Source organism: Streptomyces sp. NPDC087859 (genome assembly GCF_044742595.1).
Taxonomy (GTDB): Bacteria; Actinomycetota; Actinomycetes; order Streptomycetales; family Streptomycetaceae; genus Streptomyces; species Streptomyces canus_F.
Genome location: NZ_JBIUUU010000009.1, coordinates 1 through 13647 on the forward strand (window position 1 = coordinate 1; position 13647 = coordinate 13647).

Consider the following 13647-nt stretch of genomic DNA (forward strand, 5'->3'; position numbering starts at 1 on the left):
CCGGAAGCTAAGCCTTACAGCGCCGATGGTACTGCAGGGGGGACCCTGTGGGAGAGTAGGACACCGCCGAACAAATTTTAGAAAAGGCCCACGCCATCAGGCGTGGGCCTTTTTCTATTTCAAGCCCTTTCTTTTCTTTCCAATGTTCTTTCGGAGCGCTGAATTACAGACGTCCAGCCGTCTTGAGAGCCAGATACGCATCCGCCAGTGCCGGCGCCAGCTCATCCGGTGTTGCGTCGACGACGGTGACACCGTGGCGTCGGAGCTGTTCCGCGGTGCGATGACGTTCACTCTGTGCTTGTGCGGCTGATGCGGCCTCGTAGACGGCGTCGGTGTTTCCGCGCGCCTTGGCCATGCGGGAGACATGAGGGTCGGCCACGGACGCCACGAGGACGGTGTGGCGCTGGGTGAGCTGCGAGAGGACGGGAAGCAGTCCTTCTTCGACCGGGGCGGCGTCGAGAGTTGTCAGCAGCACGATCAGGGAGCGGCGTGGAGCCGTCCTGAGCGCAGTGGCCGTAAGACCGCGTGCGTCTGTTTCGACGAGTTCCGGTTCGAGTGTCGCCATTGCGTTGACCAGGGACGGTAGGACGTCGCTTGCCGTGCGGCCCTGGACCAGGGCGCGTAGTCGGCGGTCGTAGGCGAGGAGGTCGACGCGGTCGCCGGCGCGGGAGGCGAGTGCTGCCAGTAGTAGTGCCGCGTCCATGGAGGCGTCGAGGCGGGGGGCGTCGTCCACCCGGCCGGCTGACGTTCTGCCGGTGTCGAGGACGACGAGGATGTGGCGGTCGCGTTCGGGGCGCCAGGTGCGTACGGCGACTGCGGACTGGCGGGCCGTGGCGCGCCAGTCGATGGAGCGGGTGTCGTCGCCGGGGACGTATTCGCGAAGGCTGTCGAATTCTGTGCCCTCGCCGCGGGTGAGCACGCTGGTGCGGCCGTCGAGTTCGCGTAGCCGGGCGAGCTTCGAGGGGAGGTGCTTGCGGCTGGTGAACGGGGGCAGGACGCGGACCGTCCAGGGGGCGTTGTGGGTGCCTTGGCGGTTGAAGAGGCCGAGGGGGCCGTAAGAGCGGATCGTCACGCGGTCGGCCTGGCGGTCGCCTCGGCGGGTGGGGCGTAGGCGTGTGGTGAGGCGGCGGCGTTCGCCTGCGGGGACTGTGAGGCGGTGGCGGGAGGCCGTTGTCTCCGTGCCGGGGAGCCAGCTGCTGGGGGGCCAGGCGTCGCGGAGGTGGGCCCGGAGCGGGCGGTTGGACGGGTTGGTGACCGTCAGGGTGACGTCGGCCGTCTCTCCCAGGCGTACGGAGGTGTCGCCGGAGCGGGTCAGGCGCAGGCGGCGTACGGGGGCCGCGAGGGCGAAGTCGCAGGCGCAGGCCAGGGCCAGGGGGGCGTTCACGGCGAGGAGGCCCGTCAGACCGGGTTCCCAGATGCCGACGGGGATCGAGCCCAGGGCCGCGACGAGTGCGGCGCGTCCGGTGAGTGCCATCAGCGGGGGACAGGGACGTGGGCGAGGATCGCGTGGATGACGGAGTCGGCTGTCACGCCCTCCATTTCGGCCTCCGGGCGGAGTTGCACGCGGTGCCGGAGGGTGGGGAGCGCGAGGGCCTTCACGTCGTCGGGGATGACGTAGTCGCGGCCCGTCAGCCAGGCCCAGGCGCGGGAGGTCGCGAGGAGGGCCGTGGCGCCTCGGGGGGATACGCCGAGGGTGAGGGACGGGGATTCGCGAGTGGCGCGGCAGATGTCGACGACGTAGGCCGTGATCTCGGGGGAGATGGTCGTCTTCGCGACCGCTGCTCGGGCGGCTTCGAGGTCTGCGGGGCCTGCTACCGGGCGGATGCCGGCGGCGTGCAGGTCGCGGGGGTTGAAGCCTTCGGCGTGGCGGGTGAGGACGTCGATCTCGTCCTGGCGAGAGGGGAGGGGGATGGTGAGTTTGAGGAGGAAACGGTCCAGCTGGGCTTCGGGGAGGGGATAGGTGCCCTCGTATTCGACCGGGTTCTGGGTCGCGGCGACCAGGAAGGGGTCCGGGAGCGGGCGGGGGGTGCCGTCGACCGTGACCTGGCGTTCCTCCATCGCTTCGAGGAGGGACGACTGGGTCTTGGGAGGCGTGCGGTTGATCTCGTCCGCGAGGAGGAGGTTGGTGAAGACCGGGCCGGGCTGGAAGGAGAACTCGGCGGATCGGGTGTCGTAGACGAGAGAGCCCGTCACGTCGCTCGGCATGAGGTCCGGGGTGAACTGGATGCGCTTGGTGTCGAGTTCGAGTGCGGACGCGAGGGCGCGGACGAGCAACGTTTTGGCGACCCCAGGGACTCCTTCTAGTAGCACGTGTCCGCGGCAGAGAAGGGCGACGACAAGGCCGGTCACGGCGGGGTCCTGGCCGACCACGGCTTTGGCGATCTCGGCGCGCAGGGCTTCCAGGGAGGCCCGGGCGGCGTCCGGGTCCCCGGTGTACCCGGCGTTGTCAGTGGTCGGGGCCATCATGAACGGCGTACCTCTCTTTCGAGGGCGTCGAGTTGGTCGGCGAGAGAGACGAGGGCTGCGTCGTCGCCGGGCGGCGGGCCGAAGAGCAGGGTGGGCAGGGTCTGTCCGTCGTTGTGGAGGTGCGCGGACAGGGCGGGGAGCAGGGCTTCGGGCGCGTGTGCCTGGGAGACGGGGACGCCTACGAGGGGGGCGAGGCGGGTGCGGGTGGTGGAGCGGAGCGCGGCGGCCGCGCGGTCGCGGGCGTTGGCCTTGCGGTAGAGGCGGGCTCGGCCTTCGACGGTTTCGGAGGCGCGGATCGCCACGGGGAGTCTTTCGGGTACGAGAGGGCCGAGTCGGCGTGCCCGCCAGAGGGCGGCCAGGGCCGCGGCGACGAAGAGTTGCAGGGTGCCCCAGCGCCAGCCCGAGGGGAGCAGGTCGAAGAAGCTGCGTTCGTCGTCGTCGGCGGCCGACGCGTCGGAGAGCGAGGGGAGGTACCAGACCAGATGGGGGCGGGAGCCGAGGAGTTGGAGGGCCAGGGAGGCGTTGCCCTGCTCGTCGAGGCGGTCGTTGCGGAGGATGTCGGGCGCGCCGAGTACGACGGTGTCGCCGCTTCCTGTCGTCGGGACGCGCAGCAGGGTGGCCAGGCGCTGGCTGGGGTAGCAGGAGTCGGCGTCGAGGTGGGTGGTGGTGTAGCGGATGCCGCCGGTGTCGGCGGCGCCCGCGCGCCGGGCTGCCGGCAGGTCGCAGTCGGGCTCGAGCGTGGAGTCGGCGCTGGTGGCGGGGTCCGCCGTGACGTCGGGGGCGAGCCGTTCGACGGACGCGCTGCCGGGGGCGACGAGGACCGTGCGGCCGCCGGATTCTGCGGTCGTGGAGTGCAGACGGGTCTGTTGACGGTGCGTCAGCAGGTCGGGGACGGCGACCAGAAGGGTGGTGTCCGGGCCGGCGGCGGCGCGTGCCTCCTCCAGGGTGGTGGCCACGCGGGTGGACACCCCGCGGTCGGCGAGGAGCTCGGCGACCGCGCGGCTGCCGTAGGGGTCGGCGGAGCGCGGGTCGAGGTCGCCGTGCCGGGCGTCGGAGCGCATCACGGCGATCGTCACGGCGGCGGCCAGGAGGGCGACGAGGGCGAGCGCGATGCCTCGCGTGCGGGTCCATACCTGGCGTGCCGTGGGCGAGGCCGAGGTGGACGGGAGGGCGGCCTCGGTCGTCATTCGGCGGCTCCCTGGCGGGTGTTGGGGGCCGCGCTGTGGGTGCTGCTCGCGAGTTGGGGCTTGGTGCGTTCCAGGTCGCGGTCGAGTTCGGCGATGCGCTGGTACGACTGCCGGCTCGCCCTGCGGCCGCCGTATGTGACGTCGTCGAAGTCGCGGGCGGCCGTGTGCAGCCGGTCCGCGCGGGAGGGCAAGGCGCGGGCGGCTTCCGCGGCGGCCTCGTCGGCGGTGCGGCCGGGGCGGATGTCGAGGAGGGCGCGTTCCTCCAGGGAGCGGACGATGGCTCGCATGCGTTCCTGGACGGCCTGGTTCCAGTGGCCCTGGGCGGCGTGTGCCTCGGCGGTCGCGCGGTGTTCGGCGGCGCTGCGGGGGCGGTCGTCGAACAGGGCGGCGGAGGAGGCGGGTTCGCGGCGCGGGGTGCCGAGGCGCCACCACAGGGCGCCCAGGACCGCGAGGACGGCCAGGATGATGACGACCAGGCCGAGCGCGCCGCCGGGGGTCGCGGTCGCGGCTGTACCGAACAGCTTGTCGACCCAGTCCCAGAAGGCGTCGAGGGCACGCTGGAACCAGCTGGGGTCGTTCTCGTGGTACAGACGCTTGGACAGCTCGCGTCGCGCCGCCTCGCGTGCGGGATCACGCGGGATGGCGATCGGCGGTTCGCCGTCGGAGCGTGACAGTGACAGCACGAAGGTGTCGCCGGCGCGCACGACCGCACTCGGCATCGCCGGCAGCGATGCCGGAACTCCCCCCGTCAGGCTCACCGCATCAGCCTCCGGGCGTGGGGCCGGGGGTGCCGGAGCCGGAGTCCTGGATGCCGGCCGCGCGGGACAGTTCGAGGTCGAGAGCCTCGCGGCGGATGCGCTGGTCGATGTAGAGGAGCACGGTGACGCCCGCGGTGATCGGGAAGGTGATCATGGCGCCGATCACCGAGCCGATGCCGCTGACGATGAGGTACGTCCAGCCGAGATCGCTTTCGCTGTTCACGAGGCCGGTGAAGCCCTCGCCGTCCAGGGCGGAGGCGATGAAGGCGAAGGGGAGGACGACGATCGAGGCGACGATGTTGGCGATGAGCGTGGCGAGCAGCTGGATGCCGAAGACGCGCCACCAGGAGCCGCGGACCAGCTTCGCGGAGCGGCTCAGCGACTTGAGGATGCTCTGCTTCTCCAGCATCAGCGCGGGCGAGGCGAGGGAGAAGCGGACCATCAGCCACAGGGCGACGACGCCGGTGGCGAGGCTGCCGAGGACGATGAGGGCCGCTCCCGCGTCGCCGGCTCCCGCGACGACGGCGAGGATGCCCGGCAGGGCTCCGACCGCGACGACGGCGACGGCGATGAGGATCAGCAGGAAGATCAGACCGAAGAGCTTGGCCACCTGAGGTCGGGCGTCGCGCCAGGCCTCGCCGGTGGTCACCGACTTGCCGAGGACCGCGCGGCTGGTGACCGTCGTGAGCAGGGCGGTCGCCACGATTGTGCCGATCAGCGAGATCAGGAAGACGACACCGGTGCTGAGCATGGCGTCGCCCAGGGCGCGGGTCAGTTCGTCGACGCTGGCGCTGGGGTCGTCGAGAGCCGCGGTGCTGGCGTCGTTGAGGACCAGGCCCTCGAGGAGGATGACGACGATCTGCGTGACGACCGCGACGGTCAGGGAGATGCCCAGGACCGTGCGCCAGTAGGTGCGCATGGTGGAGACCGCGCCGTCGAGGATCTCGCCCACGCCGAGCGGGCGCAGCGGGATCACACCGGGTTTGGCCGCCGGCGGGGGGCCGCCCCAGCCGCTTCCCCAGCCGCCGTAACCGCCGTATCCGCCTTGGCCGGTACCGGGACCGCCGGGGCCGGCCGGGGGACGGGCGCCCCAGCCGGGGCCGGGTGGTGGGGGCGGCGGGGTCTGGCCGGGGTTCGCCGGTCCGGTCGGTGCAGACCATTGGGCGGGTGGCGGCTGCTCCTTGGACCACTTCGAGCCGGGGCCCTGCGGGTCCGTGCCGGGCTGGTCCGAGGGGCCGGGACGGTCTGCGGGCTCGGCAGGGCCGGACGCACCGGGTTCCTGCCCGTCGGACGGGGCAGATCCGGGCGAGGCCCAGCCCGGAGTGTCTTTCATCGTCGCTCCTTCACGGTGCCCGTCCGCGGTCGCGGTGGCAGGTTGGCAGCCATCGTGCCATGGGGTGGTCGCCGGGGGACCGGGCACGGTATCGGCTGCACACCTTCAATTGTCCGCCGGATACGGGGCAGACTGACCGCATGGCTGATCAGTACGCGCAATCCGGCGAGGACAGCAGGCCGACCGACATACCGACGATCCGCTGGGAAGAGCCACCCGAAGGTCCTGTCGTGGTCCTTCTGGACCAGACGAGGCTGCCGGCCGAGGAGGTCGAGCTGGTCTGTACGGACGCACCCGCGCTGGTGGAGGCGATCCGTTCGCTCGCCGTGCGCGGGGCCCCCGTGCTCGGCATCGCGGGGGCGTACGGCGTCGCGCTCGCCGCCGCGCGCGGCTTCGACGTGGACGAGGCCGCGACCGGGCTCGCGGGTGCCCGGCCCACCGCGGTGAACCTCTCTGTCGGGGTGCGACGGGCGCTGTCCGCGTACCGGGCGGCGCTCGCCAAGAGCGGGGACGCGGGGCAGGCCGCGATCGCGGCGCTGGTCGCGGCACGGGCGTTGCACCGGGAGGACGCCGAGGCCAGTGCACGGATGGCGGAGCGCGGGCTGGCGCTGCTGGACGAGTTGCTGCCCGGCGGTGGGCATCGGATCCTCACGCACTGCAACACCGGTTCGCTGGTGTCGGGTGGCGAGGGGACGGCGTTCGCGGTCGCGCTCGCGGCGCATCGGGTGGGGCGGCTGAGGCGCCTGTGGGTGGACGAGACGCGTCCGCTGCTCCAGGGTGCCCGTCTGACGGCGTACGAGGCGGCGCGCAGCGGGATGGCGTACACCCTGCTCACCGACAACGCGGCAGGGTCGCTGTTCGCGGCGGGTGAGGTGGACGCGGTGCTGATCGGGGCGGACCGGATCGCGGCCGACGGGTCGGTGGCGAACAAGGTGGGGAGTTATCCGCTCGCGGTGCTCGCGCGGTACCACCATGTGCCGTTCATCGTGGTGGCGCCGGTGACGACAGTGGATCCGGACACGCCGGACGGGGCCTCCATCGAGGTCGAGCAGCGGCCCGGGTTCGAGGTGACGGAGGTCGCCGCGCCGCAGGTACCGGTGACGGGAGCGGGGGGCGGGATGCCGGTGGCGCCGCTGGGGACGCAGGCGTACAACCCGGCGTTCGACGTGACGCCGCCCGAGCTGGTCACGGCGATCGTCACGGAGGAGGGCGTCGTTTCGCCGGTGACGGCCGAGGCGCTGGAGGAGCTGTGCGCCAGGTCGCGCGAGGTGACGATCGGCTAGCGGTCCCATGGCGGCGAGGCCCGGCCGAAAGCCGTAGGGCCGACCATGGTGTGAGGGTGCGCCTACGCTGGGTCGATGTCAGTAGTAGCTGACATCGTTACTGACATCGACGTCGCCGGACGGGGGCAGACAGTGACGACCTGGTACGACTATCGTCACGGGCCAGTGACCCTGCTCACCAGCGCCTCTGTCACTGTTATGAGAATGGGATGATGGCGTTTATGAAGGGACGAGTCCTTGTCGTCGACGACGACACCGCACTGGCCGAGATGCTCGGCATTGTGCTGCGTGGTGAAGGTTTTGAGCCGTCTTTCGTAGCCGACGGCGACAAGGCGCTGGCCGCATTCCGTGAGACCAAACCCGACCTGGTGCTCCTGGACCTGATGCTGCCCGGTCGGGACGGCATCGAGGTGTGCCGCCTGATCAGGGCGGAGTCCGGGGTGCCGATCGTGATGCTCACGGCGAAGAGCGACACCGTCGATGTCGTCGTGGGCCTGGAGTCGGGCGCCGATGATTACATCGTGAAGCCGTTCAAGCCGAAGGAGCTCGTCGCCCGTATCCGGGCGCGGCTGCGGAGGTCGGAGGAGCCGGCCCCCGAGCAGCTCTCCATCGGCGACCTCGTCATCGACGTGGCCGGTCACTCCGTGAAGCGGGACGGGCAGTCGATCGCGCTGACGCCGCTGGAGTTCGACCTGCTGGTCGCACTGGCGCGCAAGCCGTGGCAGGTGTTCACCCGTGAGGTGCTGCTCGAGCAGGTGTGGGGTTACCGGCATGCCGCGGACACCCGTCTGGTCAACGTGCATGTGCAGCGGCTGCGCTCCAAGGTCGAGAAGGACCCGGAGCGGCCCGAGATCGTGGTGACCGTTCGTGGCGTGGGATACAAGGCAGGACCCAGCTGACATGTCCGGAGACAGTGCCGCTTCGTCGCCCGGGCGGACCGGGGCCCGTGCGGAGCGGCCTGTCGGTCTGAAGACGTCGGGCTCCCGCTGGGACCGCTTCTTCGAGGGCGGGCTGCTGCAGGGCGGAGTCCAGGGCAGCCCGGTCCTGAGGCTGTTCATGCGGTGGGTGCGCCGGCCGCTGCTGCCCGTCATGCGGCTGTGGCGGCGCAACATCCAGCTCAAGGTCGTCGTCACCACGCTGCTGATGTCGCTGGGCGTGGTGCTGCTGCTCGGCTTCGTCGTCATCGGACAGGTGCGCAACGGCCTGCTCGACGCCAAGGTGAAGGCGTCGCAGAGCCAGGCCACGGGCGGTTTCTCGGTGGCCAAGCAGAAGGCCGACGCGGCGGTGAGCGCGGGCGGCGAGGACGCCGCGGGCGCGGACGGGCGTGCCAACCAGAACGTCAGCCAGTGGATGGGCGACCTCGTGGAGTCCCTCTCCAGTGGCGGCCAGGGCGCCTTCGACGTCGTCACGCTGCCTGCGGGTGGAGACAGCGGGGGGCGCGGTCCGCGTGCCTCCGGCTATGTCTTCCCGCCGGCGAGCGTGCCCCAGGACCTGCGGGACCGCGTCGACAGCAGCCTGCTCCCGGCTCAGAGCTACACCCGGATCGTGTACACCAACGGTCAGGAGTCGCAGCCCGCGCTGATCATCGGCAAGCAGGTCAACGACCCGAACAACGAGCCGTACCAGCTGTACTACCTCTTCCCGCTCACCCAGGAGGAGAAGTCGCTGAGCCTGGTCAAGGGGACGCTGGCGACGGCCGGGCTCTTCGTCGTCGTACTCCTCGGGGCCATTGCCTGGCTGGTGGTGCGTCAGGTCGTCACGCCGGTGCGGATGGCGGCCGGGATCGCCGAGCGGCTGTCCGCGGGGCGTCTGCAGGAACGTATGAAGGTCACCGGTGAGGACGACATCGCCCGGCTCGGTGAGGCCTTCAACAAGATGGCGCAGAACCTTCAGTTGAAGATCCAGCAGCTGGAGGACCTGTCGCGGATGCAGCGGCGGTTCGTGTCCGACGTGTCGCACGAGCTGCGGACGCCGCTGACAACCGTACGTATGGCCGCTGACGTGATCCATGACGCGCGGGAGGACTTCGATCCGGTGACCGCGCGGTCGGCGGAGCTGCTGGCCGACCAGTTGGACCGGTTCGAGTCGCTGCTCGCCGACCTGCTGGAGATCAGCCGGTTCGACGCGGGTGCGGCGGCGCTGGAGGCGGAGCCGATCGACCTGCGCGTGGTCGTGCAGCGGGTCGTCAGCGGGGCCGCGCCGCTCGCCGAGCGCAAGAGCACGCGGATACGGCTCGTGGGCGACCAGCAGCCCGTCGTCGCCGAGGCCGACGCCCGGCGGGTGGAGCGGGTGCTGCGCAATCTCGTCGTCAACGCCGTGGAGCACGGCGAGGGCAAGGACGTCGTGGTCAAGCTGGCCTCGGCGGGCGGGGCGGTGGCGGTCGCGGTGCGCGACTACGGCGTAGGGCTCAAGCCCGGTGAGGCGACCCGGGTCTTCAGCCGCTTCTGGCGGGCCGACCCGGCACGCGCGCGTACCACCGGTGGTACGGGTCTGGGGTTGTCCATCGCCCTGGAGGACGCGCGGCTGCACGGCGGCTGGCTGCAGGCGTGGGGCGAGCCGGGTGGTGGCTCGCAGTTCCGGCTGACGCTGCCCAGGACGGCGGACGAGCCGCTGCGGGGCTCGCCGATACCGCTGGAGCCCAAGGACTCGCGCCGCAATCGTGGACTCAATGACGCCGGCTTGCCGCGTGCGGGGGACGGGGAGAAGCGCGCCACCGTGCCGGTGCAGACATCGAGCGATCCGGCGCCCCTCGCGCCGAGGCAGTCCGCCGCCCCCACCGCGGATCCGACGGCGCTGCCCGGCAACGGCGCGCGCGTGGTCCCGCGGCCCACCGGGGGAGCGAGGCCGGCGGACGACACGGGCGTCGCGGACTCGCCGTCCACGGATGCCCGGAACGTCGGTCCTGAGGACCGGAACAAGCAAGGGGAGGCAAGTCGTGGGCGCTGACCGCGTGGGGGGCGGCCGGCGGGGACCGGTGCGCACGGTGGTGTCGGTTGCCTGCGGCGCCGTACTGCTGGCGGGGTGCGCCTCGATGCCGGACAGCGGGGACCTGCGCGGGGTGGAGTCCACGCCACGGCAGGACCCGCAGGTACGGGTCTACGCACAGCCGCCCCGGGAGAACGCCGAGGCGCCGGAGATCGTGGACGGCTTTCTCGAAGCGCTGACCAGTGACGACTCGGATTTCGAGACGGCGCGAAAGTATCTGACCGCCAACGTCGCGCGCACCTGGAAGCCCGAGGCGTCTCTCACGGTGCTCGCGGACGGGCCGGACTCGTCCGAGAAGCTTTCGAGCGGCGGGAAGGACTCGTCCGACGCCGTGTTCTCGCTGACCGGCGAGAAGGTCGCCACCGTCGACGGACAGCAGGTGTACTCGCCCGCCGGGGGCCAGTACGACAAGACGCTGCACCTCGTGCGTGAGAAGAAGTCCAAGCAGTGGCGCATCGACTCGCCGCCGGGTGTGGTCATGGGCAAGTCGGACTTCCTGCGCAACTACACGTCGGTCAACAGGTACTACTTCGCCTCGAACTCCTCGACCGAGTCGGACGGCCAGCCGGTGGCCGTCGCCGACCCCGTCTATGTGCGCAAGAAGGTCGACCCGATGACGCAGACCGTGAGTCTGCTGCTCGCCGGGCCCTCTCGCTGGCTGAACCCGGTCGTCCGGTCGAGTTTCCCCACCGGTACGGCGCTGAAGAAGGACGTCACCCAGTTGACGCCCGACGACCAGAACCGGCTGACGGTGCCGCTGAATGCCAAGGCGGACCGGGTCGGTTCGAAGAAGTGCCAGGAGATGGCCGCACAACTCCTGTTCACGCTGCGGGACCTGACCCCCACGGGGGTGAGCTCGGTCGAACTGCAGCGCTCCGACGGCACCCAGCTGTGCGGCCCCCTCGACGAGAGCGACGTCGAGACCGCGGTGGTGCACGAGGTCGCGAAGGACGGCTACCAGTACTTCATCGACAGCAAGCACCGCCTGGTCAGGCTGGCGAGCGCGAGCACCAATCCGGAGTCCTTCGCGGCGGTGCCGGGTGCGCTCGGTGAGGGGGAGAAGGAGCTGCGGTCGGCCGCGGTCTCCCGGGACGAGCTCAAGGCGGCCGGGGTGTCCCTGGACGGCAGCGACCTGTACGTCGGGTCGCTGGTGTCGGGGGCCTCGCTCGGCGAGCCGGTCCTGCACAGCGACGGCAAGACCCAGAACGACCGTCTCACCACGCCCAGCTGGGACGGCGAGGGCGACCTGTGGGTGGCCGACCGCGACCCCGACCACCCTCGGCTGCTGCTCCTGAAGAACGGCGCGGGCGAGCCCATCGAAGTCGACACCACGGGGCTCGACGGACGCATCGACGCGGTGCGCATGGCCGCCGACGGAGTGCGGATCGCACTCATCGTGGAGAAGGGCAGCAAGAAGTCCCTTTACGTCGGGCGGATCGAGCGGGGTGACAAGGCGAGCGGGCAGAAGCCCATCGCGGTCGTCGAACCTCGCTCGGTGGCACCGCAGTTGGTGGAGGTCACCGCCATGTCGTGGGCCGGGGACAGCCGGCTCGTGGTGGTGGGACGCGAGGACGGTGGCGTGCAGCAGATGGCGTACGTCCAGGTCGACGGCTCCACTCCGGTGGGGTCGGCGCCTGCCGCACTGACAGGTGTGAAGGTCCTGGCCTCGTCCGAGGACGAGCAACTGCCGTTGATGGCGTACTCGGAGGAGGACGGCATCGTCCGGCTCCTGTCCGGGGCGAAGTGGCAGCAGGTGGTGAAGGACGGGACGGCGCCGGTCTATCCCGGGTAGGCGCGGCATGGGTCGGTGAGGCCCGGTCGGTGCGGTGGGCGGTTTCCGACCGGGTCGCGAGCCGTGCGGGGAGTTGTCCACAGGGGGTTGTCCACAGGGCTGGCCGGGTGGCGCGGGCGTTGGCACAGTGGTGGGCATGCGGGGGTGGTGGCGGGACCTGACCGATCTGGTGCTGCCGGCCGAGTGCGGAGGCTGCGGGAGGGCTCGCACGGTGCTCTGTCCGGAGTGCCGTGCCGCCCTGAGCGGGACCGTGCCGTGCCGGGTGCGACCGGAGCCGGAGCCGGCGGGGCTGCCGGCGGTGCACGCGGCCGCGCGGTACGCCGACGAGGTGCGGGCGGTGCTGCTGGCGCACAAGGAACGTGGCGCGCTGACCTTGGCGGCACCGCTGGGCGCGGCTCTGGCGGGGGCTGTGCGGGCGGGGCTGCGGGAGGCGCGGGCCGAGGGTGTGGCGGACGGTCGTGGTGCGGTCACCGGGGCTGGTGCGGGGGCGACGGGGGCTGGCTGGGGCCCTGAGGGGCCTGCGTGGGGCTCTGAGGGGGCTGAGCGGGGGCGTCGTGTCATTGGGCCGGGGCGCTCCGGCGAGGGGCCTGTGGGGGCCGGTGGCGCGTTCGGAGGCCTGACAGGGGGTGGTGGCCGAGGGCCCGTGGGAGCTGGGTGGGCCGGAGGTGTCGCCGGGGCTGAGGGCTGGGGGCCGGCGGAGGGCGCGGAGGAACGGGCGGGCGATCCTGCGGGGGGTCCCGGCTGGGGGGCGGAGGGTGCCTTGGTGGGGCACGAGGGTGGCCTGGTGGGGGCGCGCGGTCGAGGTTCCTTGAGTGCCGGCGCGGGGCGTATCGGCGGTTTGGCGGGTGCCGGGGCGCGGTCTGTGGGTGGTGTTGCGCGGTTTGCCGGGGCGGCTGCGGGGCCCGGGATGCGGTGGGCGGGAGACGGTTCCGGGTTCGGGTCGGCAGGCGGAGGGGCGGGGGCGAGGAGCCGGGTCGTGTTGCTTGTTCCGGTGCCTTCCGCGCGGCGGGTGGTGGGGGCTCGGGGGCATGATCCGGCGCGGCGGATCGCGCTTGCGGCGGCGGGGGAGCTGCGGCGTGGTGGGGTGGCGGCGCGGGTGGTCGGTGTGTTGCGGCAGCGGCGTGCCGTGGCTGATCAGTCGGGGCTCGATTCGCGGGAGCGGCTGGAGAACCTCGCGGGTGCGCTGGAGGTCGTTCCCGGTGGTGGGCGACTCCTTCTCGACGGTCCGGTCGTGCTCGTCGACGACCTGATGACGACGGGTGCGTCCCTGACGGAGGCGGCGCGTGCCGTGCGGGCGGCGACGGCTGTGGCTGCGGAGGTGGTCGCGCGGGGGCGTGGGAGTGGCTCGGTCGCGTACGGCTCAACCGGAACAGCTGTGTACGACACGGCTGCTCGGGAAGGCACAGGGGGACGGAGAAATCGATCAGCGGAGGCAGACATGGGCGGTGGGCCCCGAATGGTGCAGACCTACCGTGCCGGTGACGTGATCTGCGCGGCTGTGGTCGCGGCGTCGCCAAGTTCGTTCGAAATAAACCGGAACTGACTGCGAAGTTGCATCGTTGCAGGTAATAAGAGGGCCAATTCACCTGAACGGAGGTACGCCGCGGTAGAGGGTGACGACATCCGTCCGGGCGAGATATGTTCGGTTGTGAGGAAAGGCCCAGGCCACACCTCTCATATCCGATTGCCGTGCCGCGGGTTTTTCACAATCACCCGTCCCGGTGGAGTGGAGATCTTGCCCACGGGGGAGGAGGTGGACGTCACCGAGTCCGAGGTTCCGGGGCTCACCGGGACCTGGTGCAAAAGGGAGATGCTCCGCCAGTGGCGCGGAGTGATCCGGGAA

10 protein-coding genes are annotated in these 13647 nt (G+C 71.3%); 5 read left to right on the top strand and 5 right to left on the bottom strand.

From position 1 onward, the window contains the following. Positions 1 to 163: 163 nt before the first annotated feature. From ACIOHP_RS22450 to ACIOHP_RS22470, 5 genes are read right to left on the bottom strand one after another with little or no spacing between them, the layout of a single operon-like run. A complete protein-coding gene (locus tag ACIOHP_RS22450) occupies positions 164 to 1474 on the bottom strand; it encodes a DUF58 domain-containing protein (RefSeq protein WP_361539827.1) in 1311 nt (436 codons plus the stop codon). Next, on the bottom strand, positions 1474 to 2463 hold the full coding sequence (locus ACIOHP_RS22455; protein ID WP_361539824.1) for a MoxR family ATPase: 990 nt from the start codon (positions 2461 to 2463) through the stop codon (positions 1474 to 1476). The genes ACIOHP_RS22450 and ACIOHP_RS22455 overlap by 1 nt, the downstream gene beginning before the upstream one ends. Then, positions 2463 to 3653 (bottom strand): DUF4350 domain-containing protein, encoded by a 1191-nt coding sequence (locus ACIOHP_RS22460; protein ID WP_401890100.1) that lies wholly within the window; start codon positions 3651 to 3653, stop codon positions 2463 to 2465. The genes ACIOHP_RS22455 and ACIOHP_RS22460 overlap by 1 nt, the downstream gene beginning before the upstream one ends. Further along, the gene (locus ACIOHP_RS22465) at positions 3650 to 4372 is read right to left on the bottom strand and encodes a DUF4129 domain-containing protein (protein WP_401890806.1); all 723 of its coding nucleotides are present in this window, start codon (positions 4370 to 4372) and stop codon (positions 3650 to 3652) included. The genes ACIOHP_RS22460 and ACIOHP_RS22465 overlap by 4 nt, the downstream gene beginning before the upstream one ends. A 43-nt stretch (positions 4373 to 4415) precedes the next feature. After that, positions 4416 to 5744, bottom strand: a complete 1329-nt coding sequence (locus tag ACIOHP_RS22470) for a hypothetical protein (protein WP_401890103.1) — start codon at positions 5742 to 5744, stop codon at positions 4416 to 4418. 140 nt (positions 5745 to 5884) lie between these two features. Between ACIOHP_RS22470 and mtnA the strand changes: the two genes are divergently transcribed. From mtnA to ACIOHP_RS22495, 5 genes are all read left to right on the top strand, one after another. After that, positions 5885 to 7027, top strand: coding sequence for an S-methyl-5-thioribose-1-phosphate isomerase (gene mtnA, locus ACIOHP_RS22475; protein WP_401890105.1), 1143 nt, complete (start codon positions 5885 to 5887; stop codon positions 7025 to 7027). 209 nt (positions 7028 to 7236) lie between these two features. Continuing rightward, a complete protein-coding gene (gene mtrA / locus ACIOHP_RS22480; protein ID WP_199924729.1) occupies positions 7237 to 7926 on the top strand; it encodes a two-component system response regulator MtrA in 690 nt (229 codons plus the stop codon). A gap of 1 nt (position 7927) precedes the next feature. Next, positions 7928 to 9973 (top strand): MtrAB system histidine kinase MtrB, encoded by a 2046-nt coding sequence (mtrB, locus tag ACIOHP_RS22485; protein ID WP_401890109.1) that lies wholly within the window; start codon positions 7928 to 7930, stop codon positions 9971 to 9973. Further along, positions 9963 to 11804 carry an LpqB family beta-propeller domain-containing protein gene (locus tag ACIOHP_RS22490; protein ID WP_401890112.1) on the top strand — a complete coding sequence of 614 codons (1842 nt, stop codon included), beginning with the start codon at positions 9963 to 9965 and terminating at the stop codon, positions 11802 to 11804. The genes mtrB and ACIOHP_RS22490 overlap by 11 nt, the downstream gene beginning before the upstream one ends. 829 nt (positions 11805 to 12633) lie before the next feature. Beyond that, the gene (locus ACIOHP_RS22495) at positions 12634 to 13347 is read left to right on the top strand and encodes a ComF family protein (protein WP_401890808.1); all 714 of its coding nucleotides are present in this window, start codon (positions 12634 to 12636) and stop codon (positions 13345 to 13347) included. Positions 13348 to 13647: the final 300 nt, after the last annotated feature.